This window comes from Rhabdothermincola sediminis (assembly GCF_014805525.1).
GTDB classification, from domain to species: Bacteria; Actinomycetota; Acidimicrobiia; order Acidimicrobiales; family Acidimicrobilacustridaceae; genus Rhabdothermincola; species Rhabdothermincola sediminis.
In genome coordinates this window covers 58,407-75,175 of sequence record NZ_JACFSZ010000005.1, presented here as the reverse complement: position 1 = coordinate 75,175, position 16,769 = coordinate 58,407, and the positions used below count along the sequence as shown (strand labels likewise).

The window sequence follows — 16,769 nt, the reverse complement described above, 5'->3', positions numbered from 1 at the left end:
CGCCGTGGTCCCCGCGGTGCTCACGCTCGCCCTCACGATCGGGCTCACCCCCCTCGCGATCGTGCTGCTGCGCCGAATCGAGGCCTACGACGTGCCCAGCGAACGGTCCTCCCACGTCGATCGGACCTTGCGAGGCGGGGGCGTCGCGGTGGCGATCGCCGCGGTCGCCGGCATGGTGATCGGCAACAGCGGTGACGCCGGGTCGCTGACGACGATGCTGGTCGCGGTGTCGATCCTGGCCGTCGTGGGGCTGATCGACGACCTGCGAACCCTCGAGGTCTTCCCGCGACTGGGCGCGCAGCTGATCGGCGCTGCCCTCTGCCTTCCCTGGTTCCTGAACAACGTGTCTCTGCCGTGGGGCCTGCGGATGGTGCTCGCCGTGGGGGCGGTCGTCTGGATGATGGGCTACGTCAACGCCTTCAACTTCATGGACGGGATCAACGGCATCTCGGGGTTGTCCGCCCTCGTGAGCGGATCGACCTTCGTCGCCGTGGGCCTGATCGAGGACCTCCCCCTGGTGAGCCTGGCCGGGGGGGTCCTGGCCGCGGCCGGGCTCGGCTTCCTGCCCTACAACTTCCCTAGGGCGCGGGTGTTCCTCGGTGACGTGGGCAGCTACTTCCTCGGGGGGTGGGCCGCGTTCGTGGTGCTCATGATGCTGGTGAGCGACGTGCCTGCCGAAGCGGCGTTCGGCCCGCTGGTGATCTACCTGGCCGACACCACCTTCACCCTGGGATCGCGCATCGCCCGGCGCGAACGCTGGTGGGAGTCGCACCACGAGCACGTCTACCAGCGCTTGATCGAGCGGGGCTGGGGCCATGTGCGCACTGCCTCGCTGGTGACCGCAGCCTCCGCGACCTGCGCGGCGTTGGGGTTGGTGAGCCTCGGACCCTCGGTGCTGGCCCGCGCGGTCGCCGACGCCGCCATGGGCGCCGTCGCCATGGGGTACCTCGCGCTTCCCGCGCTGCTGGCGCGACGCACTCCGGGCGACCGACCCTCGTTGTGTCCCACCCGAACCGCCCCGCACCGACCCACCCCGATCGAGGTCGACCTCCACGACCGCGCCATCAGCTAGCTCGTGCGCCTCCTGCTCGTCAGCCACTACTTCCCACCAGAGATCGGCGCGCCGCAGGCCAGGCTGAGCGGGCTGGCCCGACACTGGGCGGGAGCCGGCGACGAGGTGTGCGTCCTCACCGGGATGCCGAACCACCCCACCGGGGTCGTCCCCCCGCGCTACCGCCACCGCCTCCGGGTGATCGAACGGCGCGACGGCTGCCGCGTGGTACGCACCTGGCTCTACGCCACCCCCAACGAAGGCGTCCTGCGCAAGACCATCGGCCATCTCAGCTTCATGGTCAGCTCGGTCCTGCTGGGCTGGCGGGTGACGGGACCGGCCGACGTGGTCGTCGTCTCCTCGCCGACCTTCTTCTCGATCTTCGCCGCCTGGCTGCTCGCCCGGATCAAGCGGGCCGCGTTCGTGGTCGAGGTGCGAGACCTGTGGCCCGCGATCTTCGTGGAGCTCGGGGTGCTCACCAACCCCACCCTCATCCGCTTGCTCGAGCGCGCCGAGCTGGCGGCGTATCGAGCCGCGACCGCGGTCGTGGTGGTGAGCGAGGGCTTCCGGCAGGACCTGGTGCGGCGAGGCATCCCCCCGTCGAAGGTGCACGTGATCCGCAACGGCGTCGACCTCGCCGAGTTCCGGCCCCGCGACCCCACCGACCCTGACTCCGGCACCACAGGGATCCGCAGCCGGTGGGGGGCCGAGCCGGGCGACGTGATCGTGCTCTACGCCGGCGCGCACGGCCTGTCCCACGGCCTGACCACGCTCGCGGAGGCGGCGGCGCTCCTGCGTGACGCTCCCCTCCGTTTCGTCTGTGTCGGCGAGGGCGCGGCCAAGCGCGAGCTGCGGGCGCGGGTCGACGAGCTCCGCCTCGACTCGTTCCTGCTCGCACCGGGCGTGCCCCACGAGCAGGTGCCGGACCTGCTCGCCGCCGCCGACATCTGCGTCGTCCCGCTGCGCGACGTGCCGCTGTTCGCCTCGTTCATCCCCTCGAAGATCTTCGAGTACCTCGCCGCGGGCAAAGCGGTGGTCGGCGCGGTGCGAGGCGAAGCCCGTGAGATCCTCTGCGCCGCAGGTGCCGTCGTGGTGGATCCCGACGATCCCGCGGCGCTCGCCCGCGCGCTGCGCTACCTCGCGTCCGATCCTCGGCGCCGAGCCGCCATGGGCCGGCAGGCCCGCGCCTACGTCGAGGAGCACTTCGACCGGCGGCAGCTGGCCCAGCGCTACCACGACATCCTGCTCTCGCTCGCCCACCCTGCGGTCGGCTCACCACCCGCCGGATAACGTCTGCCCGCCCTATGCAGATCTTCGTGACGGGTGGCTCCGGCTTCCTCGGTCGCCGCGTGATCCCCCTCCTCGTGGCTGGCGGGCACGAGGTGTGGGCACTGGCCCGCAGCCTCGAGGCGGCGCGGACCGTCGCCGCCCTGGGTGCCATCGCGATCGACGGCGACCTCGACCGGCCGGCGAGCGTCGACGAGGCGTTCCGGTGCACACCGGCCGACGTGCTCGTCAGCCTGGCTTCGCTCGGCTTCGGGCACGCCCCCTCCGTCGTCGCCGCGGCCGAGGACACGGGAATGCGTCGGGCGCTGTTCGTGTCCACCACCTCCATCTTCACCCGCCTGCCGGCCCCGTCCCGCCAGGTCCGGGTGGAGGCGGAGCGGGTGATCCAAGCCAGCTCGCTGGCCTGGACCATCGTGCGCCCCACGATGATCTACGGCGGCCCGGACGATCGGAACATGGCCCGACTCCTGTGGCTGGCACGACGCTCGCCAGTGGTGGTGGTGCCGGGACACGGCCGAGCCCTCCAGCAGCCGGTGCACGTCGACGACCTCGCGGCGGCGATCGTCACCGCGCTGGGTTGCGCGGTGGCCGTCGGCAAGATCTACGACCTCGCCGGGCCGCGAGCGTTGACCCTACGGGACGTGATCGAGCAGGCGTACCGGGCCGCCGACCGCCGGCCGCGGGTGCTCCCCTTCCCCCTCGCGCCCGCGATCGCGGCCCTGCGCCTCTACGAGCGCCTCACCCCCCGCCCGCGGCTACGGGCCGAGCAGCTCGAGCGCCTCGAGGAGGACAAGGCCTTCGACATCAGCGCGGCTCGCCACGACCTGGGCTTCAACCCCCGACCGTTCGATGCCGGCATCAGCGAGGAAGCGATGCTCATCGCAGCCGCCGGCCGGTCACGTCCCTGATGTGTGGCTGGGTCGGGGTGTTCGGCGGGCCGGTGCATCACGCCGACCTGGCGCGCGCCGGCGCGTCGTTGGCCACCAGAGGCCCTGACGGATCGGGTGAGCGGGTCTTCGAGCACGGCGGCTTGCGGGGCGGGGTGGCCCATCGGCGGCTGGCCGTCCTCGACCCGAGCGAAGCTGCCAGTCAACCCATGGTCGACGAGGAACGGGGGGTGTCGCTGGTCTACAACGGGGAGCTCTACAACGCGCCCGCACTCCGGCGTGAGCTGGAAGCGAGAGGGGTGCGGTTCCGCTCCCGCTCGGACACCGAGGTCCTGCTGCGGGGCTGGCTCGAGTGGGGCGACGCGGTGCTCGACCGCATCGAGGGGATCTTCGCCTTCGCTCTGGCGGACGAGCGCCGGGGCCGGGTCCTGCTGGCCCGGGACCGCACCGGGGTGAAGCCGCTCTACTGGGCGCTGCAGGACGGTGAGCTGATCGCCGGCTCCGCACCGCGGGCCCTGCTCGCGCTCCGTCCCGGCCTCGGTGCCACCCTCGACCACGTCGCCCTGGCCCAGTTCCTCACCCTCCTGTGGATCCCCCATCCCCGCACGCCGTGGGAGGGGATCCGCAAGCTTCAGCCGGGGCACGCGCTCGTCTTCCGGAACGGCCACCTCACCGATCGTCCCTATTGGACGATGCCCGTGCCGGCTGCTGCACCGCTCGAGGTGGCCCCCTTACGGCGAGCGCTGCGCGAGGCCACCGTGCGGCAGCTGCTCGCCGACGTCGACGTCGGGGTGCTGTTCTCGGGCGGTCTCGACTCGACCCTCCTGGTCCGGCTCGTGCTCGAGCACCGGAGCGGGCCGCTCATCGGGCTCACCGCCGGGTACGACGCGGCCAGCCAGCGGCTCGAAACGGTTCCCGATGACCTGGTATTCGCCCGCCAGGTGGCACGAGCGGATCCGGCACTCGATCTGCGGGAAGTGGGGGTCGACGGCGAGGCATCGGCAGCGCTCGGCGTCCTCGAGCAGCTCGCTCCCCACTTCGACGACCCTGTCGCTGACCCGGCTGCACTCACTCTGTGGCAACTGTGCCGGGCGAGCCCTGACAAGGTGCTGCTGAGCGGGGTCGGCGGCGAGGAGCTCTTCGCCGGGTATCCACGCCACGCGGCGCTGCGCCACGCCCGGCGGCTCGCGTCCCTTCCCCCACCGGCCCGCCGGGCTCTCGCCACCGGTGCCCGCTCGCTCGCTGGTGGGCGGGCCGGCCCGCTCCACGGCGCCCGCCGCAACCTCCAGAAGCTGGCCCGAGCCTGCGGCAGCGGTTCCCCGCCCCACTACTGGCGGATGATGAGCCAGCTCACCGATCACGAGCTGGCCGCTCTGGTCCCCGCGGCCGCGAGCCAGGCGACGGCGGAGCTCGACGACCTCAGCCCCCGCTTGGATCGCGCGGAGCTGGGTGAGGCCCTGCACTTCGATCGCACGCAGTTCCTCCCGAACCTCAACCTGGCCTACGTCGACAAGGCGGCCATGGCCACCGGGATCGAGGTGCGGGTCCCACTTCTGGACGAGCGGCTGGTCACCCTCGTGGCGCCGGCGGACCCGACCGTGTTGGTCGGCGGAGGCACCGGCAAGCAGCCCCTCCGCGCGGCCGCCCGGGGGATGGTGCCCGACTCGGTCATCGACCGCCCGAAGACCGGCTTCGGCGGTCCGGTTCGTCGCTGGGTCCGAGGCCCGTCCCGGGCCGTGCTGGCGGAGCGGGTGGAGGCGGCGGCCGACACCGGTCTGCTGACCAGGCAGGCGGCCCGGCGGATCTACGCTGATGCCGCGACCGGGCGCCAGGACCTGGCCCTGGCCGCGTGGGCGCTGGTCTGCTTCGGTGCCTGGTTCGAGGCGTACGGCCGCCGTGGGGAGCGTGGATGAAGCAGGTGGTGCAGCCGATCTCCGGTGGCGCGGTGCGGGTGGTCGACGTGCCCCGGCCCACCATCGGGTCCACCGAGGTGCTGGTGCGCACCCATGCCAGCGTGCTGTCGGCCGGCACGGAGCGCGCGGTCACCCGCCTGGCGCGCTCCAACCTCCTCGACAAGGCCCGGGCCCGGCCCGATCTCGTGCGTCAGGTGCTGCGCAAGGCACGCGCGGACGGGATCGTCGCCGCCGCCCAGGCGGTGCGCGACCGCCTCGGCGGCGACGTCCCGCTCGGCTACTCGGCCGCCGGTGAGGTAGTCGAGGTCGGCTCCGCCGTGGCCGGGATCACACCGGGGATGCTGGTGGCCACCGCCGGGGGAGGCCACGCCAACCACGCCGAGTACCAGGCCGTTCCAGGGCTGCTGTGCGCGCCGGTCCCCGAGCCGGTGCCGGCGACCGACGCGGCCTTCACCACGGTCGCTGCGATCGCGCTGCACGGTCTGCGCCTCGGAGGGGTCGATGCCGGCTCCCGGGTGCTGGTCGTCGGGCTCGGGCTGATCGGCCAGCTCGCGGTACGCCTAGCGATCGCCTCCGGCGCGGAGGTGTTCGGCGTGGACCTCGACCCGGGCGCGGTGCACCGGGCGCGCCTGGCTGGCGCGGCCGCCGACGTGGAGCGAGCGGAGGCCACCGACCGTCTCGTCAGGGAGTGGTCGCGCGGTCGGGGTGCTGACGTGGTGGTGGTCGCCGCCGCGTCGGGCTCGCCGTCGGTGATGGCCGCGGTGCCCGCCCGCTGCCGTGACCGGGCCGTGGTGGTGGTCGTGGGCGACGTAGGCCTCGAGCTCGATCGGCGTCCCTTCTACGAAGCCGAGCTGACGGTGCGGTTCGCTCGGTCCTACGGTCCCGGGCGCTACGACCGCTCCTATGAGGATTGGGGCGTCGATTACCCCCCCGGCCAGGTCCGCTGGACCGAGGGCCGCAACCTGGAAGCGGTCCTCGACCTCCTCGCCAGCGACCGCCTGGCCGTCGCCGATCTGGTCACCCACCGGTTCCCGATCGAACGCGCACACGAAGCCTACGAGGTGCTCGAGGACGACCGGAGCGAGGTGGTCGGCGTGCTGCTCACCTATCCCGCCGCTCCCTCGCCCGACCAGCCCATCCGCCTGCGGGCAGCCACCGATGGCGACACCCTCGGGGTGGGGCTCATCGGCGCGGGCGGCTTCGCCCGCACGGTCCTCGTCCCCGCGCTGCTCGCCGCCGGCTTCGAGCGCCTGGTCTCGGTCAGCTCCGCATCGGGGCTCTCGGCCGTCCAGCTGGGCGCGCGGCGCGGCTTCGAGAAGGCGGTGTCCGGGGCAGGGGCGGTGATCGACGACCCGGCGGTGGACCTGGTGGTGGTGGCCACCCCTCACGATCAGCACGCTCAGCTCACCGCGGCAGCTCTGCGGGCGGGCAAGCACGTGTTCACCGAGAAGCCCCTTGCGCTGACCGAGGACGAGCTGGCCGATGTCGAGGCCGCGCTGGCCGAGAGCGACAGGGTGCTGTTCGTGGGCTTCAACCGGCGCTGGTCGCGACCGGTGGCGATGGTCCGCGAACATCTCGGCGCTGGTGGCGGCCCACTGGTCATCACCTACCGGGTGAACGCCGGCCCGCTGCCGGCCGGGCACTGGCTCGCCGATCGGCGCCAGGGTGGCCGCCTCCTGGGCGAGGTCTGCCATTTCGTGGACACCTGCGCCGCGATCGTCGGGGCACCCCCCAGCCGGGTGACGGCGATCGGCGGTGGTGGCGACGGCCAGGAACTGGCGACGATCGGGGACCTGGTGGTGGCCCTGGGCTGGCCCGACGGCTCCACCGGGGCGATCACCTATGCCAGCGACGGCCATCCCGCCACCGAGAAGGAGCGGGTCGAGGTGCTCGGCCGGGGTCACACGGCGACCATCGTCGATTTCCGCACGGTCGTGCTCGACGGCCGCGAGACCGCGATCCGCCCTCGCGACAAGGGCCACCAGGCCGAGATGCTCGCCCTGCGCGAGGCCTTGCGGACCGGCGATCGGAGCGCATCGGATGCCGCCATCGCCACCACCCGCGCCACGCTGCATGCGCTCGCAGCCCTGGGTGGAGGGGCGAGCCGTGCCGGGTGACGACCGCGGCCTCGTCGCCTGCGTACTCACCTTGAACGAGGAGCGGCGGATCGGGCGCGCCATCGGATCACTGACCGGGGCGGTGGACCGGGTGGTGGTCGTCGACTCCGAGAGCACGGACCGCACCTGCGCCATCGCCCAGGCCGCGGGGGCAGCGGTCGTGCGCCGGGCGTTCACCGGGTACGCGGACCAGCGCAACTGGGCGCTCGGGGAGATCGCGTCCCGCTTCGGCGGGCGGTGGATCTTCACCATGGACGCCGACGAGTGGCTGAGCGGGGAACTCCATCGGGAGCTGGCGGCGTTCGACCCCCGGCAGTGTGCTGCCGACGTGGTGCTCGTCCGGCGGCGTACGCGCTTCGCCGGGCGGGTCCTGCGGCACGGCGGCTTCGGGGAGATCTGGCTCGCCCGGCTGGTGCGGGCCGGTGCCACCCGCTACGAGGACCGCGGGGTCAACGAGCACCTGGTGATCCCCCGGGATGCCCGGGTGAGCCGCATGCACGGCTGGCTGGAGCACGGCGACGTCGACTCCTGGACGGCCTACATCGACAAGCACAACCGCTACTCCACCCTCGAAGCGCAGGCCCGGCTGGCCGGCCAGCAAGGGGGCCGCGGACCCAGCGTGCTCGGTGCCTGGCGCGACCCGACGCTTCGCCGGCGATTCCTCCGGCAACGGGTCTACGAGCGGTTGCCGGCCCGTCCGGCGCTGCGCTTCCTCACCAGCTACTTCGCGCTCGGGGGCTTCCTCGACGGCCGGGCCGGGTTCGACCGGGCACTGTTCGAGGCCTGGCAGGAGCTGTGCATCGACCTGAAGGCCGACGAACTGAGGCGGCGCGGACCGTGACCGCCCCCCTCGAGGTCAGGCCCGCGGCAGCCCCGAGCGCCGGCAACCAACTCGTCGGGGCGGCCTACGACCTGCTCGTCATCGCCGCCGCGGGGCTGGTGCACTGGCTCGGACCCGACTCGCTCGAAGCCGCCCTGGGAACCGCCGCGCTGGCCTGGCTGGTCATCTCCCTGCTCTGCCTGCCGGGCTGGCGGCGAGCGGGAGCGGGTTTGTTCATCGGGGTCGCGGTGGTGCTGCTCCTGCGGAACGAACCGGGCTTCCCGCTCGACACCCGGCTCTGGGCCTTCGCCAGCATCGGGGCCACCTATGCAGGGCTGAGGCTGCTTCGCCTCCAGCGGACGATGATCTTCCCGCTCGTCCAGCTGTACCTCGTCGTCCAGCTCGTCTACCTGCTGGTCGCCGCGCTGCTCGCGCAGCCTCCTCTGATCTACGCGGACACCTTCACGGTCGCCGTACGAACCGTCGGCTTCGCCTACCTCACCCTCTTCACGGTGGTACTCGTCGCGACCAGCGCCGGGCTGGAACGGGTCCTGGCCCGGCTCGTCCCTGGCGAGGCGCCACCCGAGCGGCCCATCTTGGCTCGCTCGGCGATGGTGCGGGCCTGGGTGCTGATCGCCATCAGCCTGCTGACCTCCGGGGCGATCCAGGTCCTCGGCCTCAGCTCCTCGTTCGGGAGTCTCACGACTCTGGTGAAGCTGGCCGGGGTCGGTGGTGGGGTGTTGCTGGCACGCTTCTGGCTCGACGGGATCCTGCCCCCGCTCCAGCGCATAGCCTTACTGCTCGCGGCCATCCTCTACGTCATCAGCGGCCTCGGTTCCGCGGTCCTCTACGAGAGTGCACTGCCGGCATACGTCCTGCTCGTACTCATCGTCGCCTACCGCCGGTACATCCCGTGGTTGTTCCTCCTGCTCGGTGCGGTGGCACTGGTTCTGGTCAACATCTCCAAGACCGAGTTCCGCACCGCCCGGAACACGATGGGGATCGACGGCAGCGCACCCGAGCTCGGCCTCACCTATCTCGATCTGGTGGCCGAGGACCTCTCCCGAGCAGACGAGAACGTGCTCGCCAACTCTGCGTACCGCTTCGCGAACTACAGCGACCAGCTCGGGTACTTCGTCACCTGGGTGCCGGACCGCTACCCCTACTACGGGTACTCGACCTACCAGAACCTGCCCAGAGTGCTCATCCCCCGCTTCCTCGACCCGTCCAAACCGACGTACAACGCAGCCAACGAGGTGGGCCGGCGCTACGAGCTCATCAGCGCGTCGGACTTCATCACCAGCGTCAACCCCTCTCCCGCAGCCGAGGCCTACGTCGCCGGGGGCACAGGGTTCATGCTGGCGGTGGCGATGGTGATGGGTGCGTACCTCACCGTCGCCGGCTTCGTGCTGCGCTCCAAGCGGGTGCCGGTCCTGCTCACCGGGGTGCTGATGGCCTTCTCGGTGATGGGGGCGATCGAGTCCGGGGTGTTGAGTCTGTTCCTCTCCCTCCCCTTCGGTCTGCTGCTCTACCCCTTGATGCGCTGGGTCAGCGCCGAGAAGCCCGAGGAGTCCGCCGGCCAGCCGCGCAGCGTTCGATGATCCCGGCCAGGGCGTCGGCATTCGCCCGCCAGCTCAGCCCACGGGCGACGCCCGACGCGGCCTCGAGGCTGGCGGCCATCCGGCCCGGGGGGGTTGCGAGGGCCGCCATCACCGCATCGGCAGCCGCTTGCAGATCGTCCGGCGGGAAGAACCAACCGTGGTCGCCCAGCAGCTCGATCGAGGAGCCGATGGCGGACGCGACCACCGGTAACCCGGAGGCCATGGCCTCCACCACCGGGAAGCCGAAGGACTCGGTGAACGACGGCAGCACCATGAGGTCCGCGGTGGCGTACAGGTCCCGGACCTCCCGGACCCGCCCGAGCAGGCGGAACCGGTCCTCCACCCCGCACGCCACGGCCAGGCGCCGGACTCGCTCGACGTAGGCCGGCGCGTCCTGCGGGGCCACGGTGAGATCGAGCGTGGCGTCGACGCCCCGGTCTGCGAGCACCCGGAGCAGCGCCGGCAGCAGCTCCTGGTTCTTGTGGGGCGCGCCGTGGCTCACCGAGAGCAGGCGCAGCGGTTGCGCAGGCGGCCAGGCCCGCTCGGCGAACGGGAACTCGACGGGGTCGACCGCGTGGGGGACGGCGACCAGCCGCGACCGCACCTCCGGGGTCATGCCCCGCCAGGAGCCGAGATACGTGGCCATCGCCCGGCTGGGCACCACGACCGCGCACGCCACCCTCATCTGCGCGTACGCCAACCACCGGCGGAGGGCGGCCTCGAAGCGGAAACGGCCGGGGCCGTGGCGACGCACCCACGTCGGATCGAACCAGATCGGGTTACGCTGGTAGAGCACCGAGGGCACCGAACGGCGGAGTGGTCCCGAGTTGGTCAGGTTCACCAGCACGTCCGCTCCCTCGGCCCGGAGCACCCGAGGCAACGTGACGGACTCCCACCACACCCGGCGCGCCGGACCCACCCGGGGCACTGTCCTGACCTGCACGCCGGACGGGACGATGAGTTCGTCGATGTCCTGGGACACCCAGGCCACCAGCTCCCAGCGAGGTCGGCGCTCGGCCAGGGCGGTGAGGAAGGGGCCGAGATGGCGAGCCGCGCCACCCATGACCGCGCCGACCGCGTTCACGTGCACCTCCAGGTCCCTGCCGCCACTGAGCGGCGTGCCGTCGCTCACGACATCGCTCACGACCGGCCCCTCCGGAGCCATCCGTCGAGCACCGCGATGGCCCACGACTCCGACCAGCGCGGCGAGGCCCCGGCCCGCCGCAGGATCGGCAGGCCCATCCGGCGGTCGAGGTGCGACCACACCGGTGCCGTGGGCGAGCAGGCGTCGGCGACCACCTGGCGGAGGACCCCGTCCTCCAGCCAGCCACGCATCGGCAGCGAGAAGCCGGACTTCGGCCGCCGGGCGAGCCGGCGCAGGTAGCCGTCACCGAGCTCCCGGACCAGTACCCCCTTGCCCAGGGGTCGCCGACCACGGGTGGCCGCCGCGAAGAACGCCCGATCCACGTAGGGCACACGCAGCTCGACCGAGGACGCCATCGAGAACGCGTCCGCATCAGCGAGCAGCATCGGTTGCAGATAGGTGGTGAGCTCGGCGGCCGCCATCCGCGCGTAGCCGTCACGCGGTCCCGGCCGCTCCGAATGGACCACTCGCGCGCGCTCGTCCAGATCCTCGGCGCCGTACGGCGGCCCGAGGAGGGCCTCCACGGTGGCCACGGGGAACAGCTCCCGCTGGAGGCGCACCAACCCTTCCGGGGACCTCGGCCCACCCGACAGCAACAGTCCGACCGCCTTGTCCCCGATCAGCGAACGCGACCGCGCCGCCCGCACGACCCGGTCACGCATGGCCGCAGCAGCGGGCACCCGGTCGAGGGACCGCAGCGCCGGCAGCCATCGCAACGACGCCGCCAGGCGGTAGCCGCCCACCGCCTCGTCCGCGCCGAGCCCCGACAGGGCGACCTTGTACCCGGCTCCCCGCACAGCTCGGCAGACCAGGAAGGTGTTCAGCCCATCGATGCTCGGTCGCTGCATCGACGCGAGGAACTCGTCGACGGTGCCCTCGTCGATCTCGGCCCGGACGGTGGTGTGCCGGTGGCCGTGGTACTGAGCGGTGGCGCGGGCGATCGCGCTCTCGTCCGCAGACCCCAAGCCGGACACGGTCAGGCAGTGCAGCCGCCGGCCGAGCCGGGCCGCTACCGCCGCCAGCAGCGAGGAGTCGACACCGGCGGAGAGGAGCAGCGCGGTCGGGACATCGGCCTCGAGGTGCAATCGGATGGACTCGCCGAGTGCTCGCGCCGCGGTGATGCCACTCCCGTCGAGGGATGGCTCCATGGCGGGTACTCGCCCCTCGTCCCGCACCTGCGCGTCAGCGCCGATACTGATACACGCTCCCGGCGCCACCGCCTCGACCCCGACGAACGGTGAGCGGTCAGCAGGGATGCTGCCGAACCGCAGGAAGGACCACAGAGCGGCAGGGTCGAGGTCGGGCGGGGCACCGAAGGACTCCAGCACCCGCACGTCGGAGGCGAACGCGACCGTGGCGCCCTCCCGCCTCCAGTGCAGCGGCTTGATGCCGAACGGATCGCGAGCGAGGAACAGCCGGCCGGCACGCTGGTCGACCAGTGCGATGGCGAACATCCCACGGAACCGGGCCAGGCACGCGGGGCCCTCACGCGCCCAGAGCGCGGGGATGATCTCGCCGTCGCAGCCGGAGCGCAGCTCGATGCCGTGTGCGGTGGCCAGCTGGCGGAAGTTGTAGATCTCGCCGTTGAACACTGCGGTGATCGAGCCGTCCGGGCTGGTGAAAGGCTGGTTCCCCGCCGGCGTCAGGTCCCTGATCGCCAGCCGGGTGTTCCCGAGGACGAAGGGTCCGGCGCGTGCCACCGAGGCGTGGTCGGGACCCCGCCGGGTCTGGGCGCGGTTCATCCGCTCCACCAGCTCGACCCCTCGACCATCGGTGTCGAGGACGCCCGCGATGCCGCACACTTAGCCCACCACCCCGTGCACCGCCTCGCGGACCCGGGCTCGGAACGCATCCCGCCCGTGCACCTCGTGCACGAAGGCTCGCGCCGCCCGGCCCATCCTCGCCCGCCGAGTCGGGTCCCGACCCAGCTCGACGAGGGCCCGGGTGAGGGCATCGGCGTCACCAGCCGGGACCAGCAGCCCAGTCGTGCCGTCGATGACGGTGTCGACCGCCCCTCCCACGGAGGAGACGATCGCCGGGACCCCCGCGGCCCCGGCCTCCAGCGCCACGATGCCCAAGCCCTCCCCCTGCGGCGGGTCGCCGCGACGGAACCGGCTGACGCTCACGACCACTCCGGCCTCCGCGTACTCGCGGCGCAGGGCATCGTCGTCGAGTGGCCCCAGGCAGCGCACGATCGAGGTGAGACCCCGCTGCTGCACGAGGGCGTCGAGCTGGCGGCGTGCCGGACCGTCACCGATCAGCCGCAGCTCGACGTCGATGCTGGCTGCGGCCCGCTCGGTGGCCTCGATGCAGGTGTCGATGCCCTTGTAGGCCAGGTCGTCGAGGCGGGCCACGACGACGATCCGCAGGCGCGAGCCCTCCCGCTCGAGGCGCCGGCCGGTGAAGAACGAGTCGTCGAGCCCTCCGCCGAGCACCGGCCCCACCCGGGCACCAGGCTCGATCCGACGCAGCTCCGTGGCGGTGAACGACGAGATCGGCCACACCTCGCTGAGTGCCCGCCACGTGCCGCGGGCGACCGGCGACGATGCCCCCCACACCTCGATCCCGTACGCGACGGCGACCGCCGGCCGGCCGCGAAGCCGCTGGGGCAACGCCAGGGGAGCGAACGAGAGGTGGCCGAGCACCACGACCTGCGGCCGGATCCGGCGCCACGTGGCGAGCGCCCGGGCGGCCGCCCTCCCCTTCGACCTCGGCGTCCCCCCGGTCGGCTCCAGCTCGAGATCCACGATCTCGCACGGTCCGACCCGATCGAGCGCATCGATCATCCAGCTCGAGTACCGCTGGATGCCCCCGACCCCGTGCAGGTCGGAGCCGATGAAGAGGATGCGGGGCGCCCCGCTCACCACACCATCGCTGAGACGATCACCGACGATCCTCGACGCTCCGCGGGCCGCTTCCGGGGGGAATGCCACAGACTACGCTGACACGTGCATGGCCTCGAACGTCCCGAGCGGCGCCGCGCATCTCGAGCTCCGCGACTACCTGCGCATCCTCCAGCGTCGCAAGCTCGTCATCATCATCGTGACGGCCGTCTGCACGGCGGCGGCGCTGGTGCTGTCCTTCCTCCAGACTCCCCTCTATGCCGCCACGGCGAAGATCCTCATCCAGAAGCAGTCCCTGTCGACCGGCTTCGAGCAATCGAGCGGGCGGATCACGCCGGATCTCGCCGGTGAGATCGAGCAGCAGTTCTTCAATGGTCAGGCTGTTCGGGACCTCGCTCGTGACCGACTCGGCTTCCCGGCGACCGCGTCGGCGTCCGTGATCGGTCGGGGCGCGGTCCTACAGGTCCGGGCGGTGAGTGCCGACGCTCAACGGGCCGCGGAGATCGCCAATGCGTACGCCCAGGCCTACATCGACGCTCGCCGTGAGGGCATGCTGCGCGAGTACCTGGCGACCGCCGAGGCTATCCAGGGCAAGGTCGCCGACCTCGACGCCAAGATCGAAGAGTTGGACGCCCAGCTCGCCCGCCTGCCGTCGAGCTCCGATCGCGACGGTCAATCCGCCGAGGCCGCGAGCCTGCGGGTCCGGCGCGACTCGCTCATCACCCAGAAGGCGGCCCTGGAGAAGAGCCTCGACGAGGTCGAGGTCGGCGCAGACCTCGCCCGCGGCGGGGGTCCCGAGATCGTCGCTCCCGCGACCCCGCCCGAGCGCCCGTTCCGTCCCAACCCACCCCGTGACGCTCTCGGAGGCCTGTTCCTCGGTGTGCTCCTCGGCGTCGCGGCCGCCCTGCTCCTCGAGTACCTCGACGACTCGATCAAGGGGGAAGCGGAGGTCGCGGCGGTGACCGGTGGCGCCGCGGTGCTCGCCGTCATTCCCCGCGTCCCGGATTGGCGCAACCGCTCCGACGCGATGCTCGTCTCGCTCGAGCACCCGTCCTCACCAACCGCCGAGGCCTACCGCACCTTGCGCACCTCCGTGCAGTTCGCGGGCCTGGATCGGCCGTTGCGAACCCTGCAGGTCACCAGCCCGCGTTCCCAGGACGGCAAGTCGACCACGGCCACCAACCTGGCGGTCGCCCTGGCCCGGGCCGGTCAACGGGTGATCCTCATCGACTGCGATCTGCGGCGTCCACGGGTCCACGACTTCTTCGGACTGTCGAACGCCGTGGGGTTCACCTCCGTGCTGGTTGGCGATGTCCCCTTGGTGAACGCCACGCAGGCCGTCCCCGGGCTCGATCGCCTGCGGGTCCTGGCATCGGGCCCCACACCGGCAGACCCCTCCGAGCTGCTCTCGACCCGGCGAGCGGTCGAGTTGATCAACTCGATCAAGGAGGCCTGCGACATCGTCGTGATCGACACCCCGCCGGTGCTGCCGGTGTCGGACGCGCTGGTGCTCTCCGATGTGATCGATGCGGTGATCGTCGTGGTGGCGGCGGGTTCGACGACCAAGAAGGAGGCGCAACGCGCCTTCGAGCTCCTCCGCCAGGTGGACGCGCCGGTGATCGGGGTGGTCATGAACGCCGGGCCCGCCGAACGGGGGTACGGCTACGGGTACGGCTACTCGAGCGAGCTCGACCGCCGCCAGCGGCGGTCGACCCGGCGCGCCCGCCCCGTCGATGGCAACGGCCACGGCGACCATGCGGAGCGCTTCCCGGAGGCGACCGCTCAACCCTGAGCGGGACGCAGCCGGGCCAGCGAGGCGACACCGGCCACCAGCTCACGGACGTCCTGGCGGTGGGGCACGCACCGGCTGAGCACCCCGCCGGTGACCGTGCGGCGGAGCCCGTGCAGGAGCAGCAGCGTCGTCATCAGGTAGCCACCGAGCGACGCGAGGGCCGCACCGAGGATGCCGAGGCGGGGCAGCAGCGCTGCCAGGAGCACCGCGGTCGCCGCCAGCCCGCCGAGCTCGGCCCGCAGGACGTCACCGGGCCGCCCGAGGCCACGGAAGCCCTCCTCGAGCACGAAGTTGGTGGCCAGCAGGCCGCTGCCGGCCACCAGGATGGCTGCCGGACCGATCGCGGCGGCGAACGCTCCCCCGAAGAAGAGCGGCACCGCGAGCGGCGTGAGCACCCCGACGGCGAGCACGAGGCCGGCGGTGACCAGCACCGTGACCCGGATGCCGAGGAACAGCACCTGCTCACGGGCCTGCTCATCCTGCTCTGCCGCCAGGCGTGGGAACAGCACCACGCCGAGAGCGTTGACCAGCGGCGTGACGAGCCCGGCCCAGGCGACGGCCACGACGTACAGGCCGAGCTCCTCGCTGGGGACGAACGCCGCCAGCAGGAGCTGATCGAGCCGAACGTTCAACCACTGCGGGATCGACGCCAGCATCAGCGGCAGGCCGTAGCGCAACATCGGGCCCCATGAGGTGACATCCACCCGGTAGGGCGGGCGCACGACCGGGCGAGCCATGCCCACCGAGACCCCGAAGCTCAGCACCCACCCCAACAGGAACCCGACGGTGACGAAGCCAGGTGACCGGTTGCCGGTCGCGATGGCGGACACGACCACGACGACCCACAGCACCGAAGGCAGGAGGCGCACGACATTCCAACGGGTGAAGCTCGACAGGCCTCGGAGCGCCTGGCCAGGCTGGTTGGCCACGGCGTAGAGCGGGACGAACAGCAGGAACAGCCGCGCCAGGCGCACCGTGTCCGGCGATTGCGAGGCGAGGAGCACGGGCATCGCCACCCAGCCGGCGGCCACCACGGGAAGGGCTGCCAGCATGGTGAGCGCCGCGGCAGAGGTGGCGAAGGTGCCCGCTCGCTCGGATCGCCGGGCGGAGAAGTAGACCACGGCATCGGTGGTGCCGAGTACGGCAACGGTCGCCAGCAGGAAGCCCCAGAGCTGGATCGCGGCCACCTCACCGCGACCGGTCGGTCCGAGCGATCTGGCCAGCAGGACCCCGCTGGCGGCGTTGAGCCCGGCGAGGGTCACGTTCGCCGCAGCGGTAACGCCCACACCGAGACGGGCACCACCCTTCATCGGG

At 72.2% G+C, this 16,769-nt stretch carries 12 protein-coding genes; 8 read left to right on the top strand and 4 right to left on the bottom strand.

The features are described 5' to 3' along the window. Positions 1-4: 4 nt before the first annotated feature. From HZF19_RS05505 to HZF19_RS05475, 7 genes are read left to right on the top strand one after another with little or no spacing between them, the layout of a single operon-like run. Positions 5-1,072, top strand: coding sequence for an MraY family glycosyltransferase (locus HZF19_RS05505; protein ID WP_208027756.1), 1,068 nt, complete (start codon positions 5-7; stop codon positions 1,070-1,072). Between the two features lie 3 nt (positions 1,073-1,075). Next, positions 1,076-2,341, top strand: a complete 1,266-nt coding sequence (locus HZF19_RS05500; protein ID WP_208027755.1) for a glycosyltransferase family 4 protein — start codon at positions 1,076-1,078, stop codon at positions 2,339-2,341. A 14-nt stretch (positions 2,342-2,355) separates the two neighbouring features. Next, positions 2,356-3,246, top strand: coding sequence for an NAD(P)H-binding protein (locus HZF19_RS05495; RefSeq protein WP_208027754.1), 891 nt, complete (start codon positions 2,356-2,358; stop codon positions 3,244-3,246). Beyond that, positions 3,246-5,138, top strand: coding sequence for an asparagine synthase (glutamine-hydrolyzing) (asnB, locus tag HZF19_RS05490; protein ID WP_208027753.1), 1,893 nt, complete (start codon positions 3,246-3,248; stop codon positions 5,136-5,138). Before HZF19_RS05495 ends, asnB (HZF19_RS05490) begins: the two co-directional genes overlap by 1 nt. Then, positions 5,135-7,255: a bi-domain-containing oxidoreductase gene (locus HZF19_RS05485; protein WP_208027752.1), complete on the top strand. Its 2,121-nt coding sequence runs from the start codon at positions 5,135-5,137 to the stop codon at positions 7,253-7,255. Before asnB (HZF19_RS05490) ends, HZF19_RS05485 begins: the two co-directional genes overlap by 4 nt. After that, complete coding sequence (locus HZF19_RS05480) at positions 7,245-8,096, top strand: glycosyltransferase family 2 protein (protein ID WP_208027751.1); 852 nt, start codon at positions 7,245-7,247, stop codon at positions 8,094-8,096. Before HZF19_RS05485 ends, HZF19_RS05480 begins: the two co-directional genes overlap by 11 nt. Continuing rightward, positions 8,093-9,676: a DUF8712 domain-containing protein gene (locus HZF19_RS05475; RefSeq protein ID WP_208027750.1), complete on the top strand. Its 1,584-nt coding sequence runs from the start codon at positions 8,093-8,095 to the stop codon at positions 9,674-9,676. Before HZF19_RS05480 ends, HZF19_RS05475 begins: the two co-directional genes overlap by 4 nt. Here the strand turns inward: HZF19_RS05475 and HZF19_RS05470 are convergent. The 3 genes from HZF19_RS05470 to HZF19_RS05460 are packed head-to-tail and all read right to left on the bottom strand — an operon-like array spanning position 9,624 to position 13,684. Further along, entirely contained in the window at positions 9,624-10,820 is a 1,197-nt protein-coding gene (locus tag HZF19_RS05470) for a glycosyltransferase family 4 protein (protein ID WP_208027749.1), read from the bottom strand. The genes HZF19_RS05475 and HZF19_RS05470 overlap by 53 nt on opposite strands. Beyond that, entirely contained in the window at positions 10,817-12,622 is a 1,806-nt protein-coding gene (gene asnB / locus HZF19_RS05465) for an asparagine synthase (glutamine-hydrolyzing) (RefSeq protein ID WP_208027748.1), read from the bottom strand. Before asnB (HZF19_RS05465) ends, HZF19_RS05470 begins: the two co-directional genes overlap by 4 nt. Further along, positions 12,623-13,684, bottom strand: a complete 1,062-nt coding sequence (locus HZF19_RS05460) for a glycosyltransferase family 4 protein (protein ID WP_208027747.1) — start codon at positions 13,682-13,684, stop codon at positions 12,623-12,625. An 88-nt stretch (positions 13,685-13,772) separates the two neighbouring features. On the opposite strand from HZF19_RS05460, the gene HZF19_RS05455 reads away from it, so the two are divergent. Then, positions 13,773-15,455, top strand: coding sequence for a tyrosine-protein kinase domain-containing protein (locus HZF19_RS05455; RefSeq protein ID WP_208027746.1), 1,683 nt, complete (start codon positions 13,773-13,775; stop codon positions 15,453-15,455). Here the strand turns inward: HZF19_RS05455 and HZF19_RS05450 are convergent. Continuing rightward, complete coding sequence (locus tag HZF19_RS05450; RefSeq protein WP_208027745.1) at positions 15,446-16,765, bottom strand: lipopolysaccharide biosynthesis protein; 1,320 nt, start codon at positions 16,763-16,765, stop codon at positions 15,446-15,448. The two genes, HZF19_RS05455 and HZF19_RS05450, sit on opposite strands and share 10 nt — an antisense overlap. Positions 16,766-16,769: the final 4 nt, after the last annotated feature.

Coding starts and splice junctions, on each gene's coding strand:
- HZF19_RS05455 (WP_208027746.1), top strand. CDS start 13,773: ATGGCCTCGAACGTCCCGAGCGGCGCCGCGCATCTCGAGCTCCGCGAC.
- HZF19_RS05495 (WP_208027754.1), top strand. CDS start 2,356: ATGCAGATCTTCGTGACGGGTGGCTCCGGCTTCCTCGGTCGCCGCGTG.
- asnB (WP_208027753.1), top strand. CDS start 3,246: ATGTGTGGCTGGGTCGGGGTGTTCGGCGGGCCGGTGCATCACGCCGAC.
- HZF19_RS05485 (WP_208027752.1), top strand. CDS start 5,135: ATGAAGCAGGTGGTGCAGCCGATCTCCGGTGGCGCGGTGCGGGTGGTC.
- HZF19_RS05450 (WP_208027745.1), bottom strand. CDS start 16,765: ATGAAGGGTGGTGCCCGTCTCGGTGTGGGCGTTACCGCTGCGGCGAAC.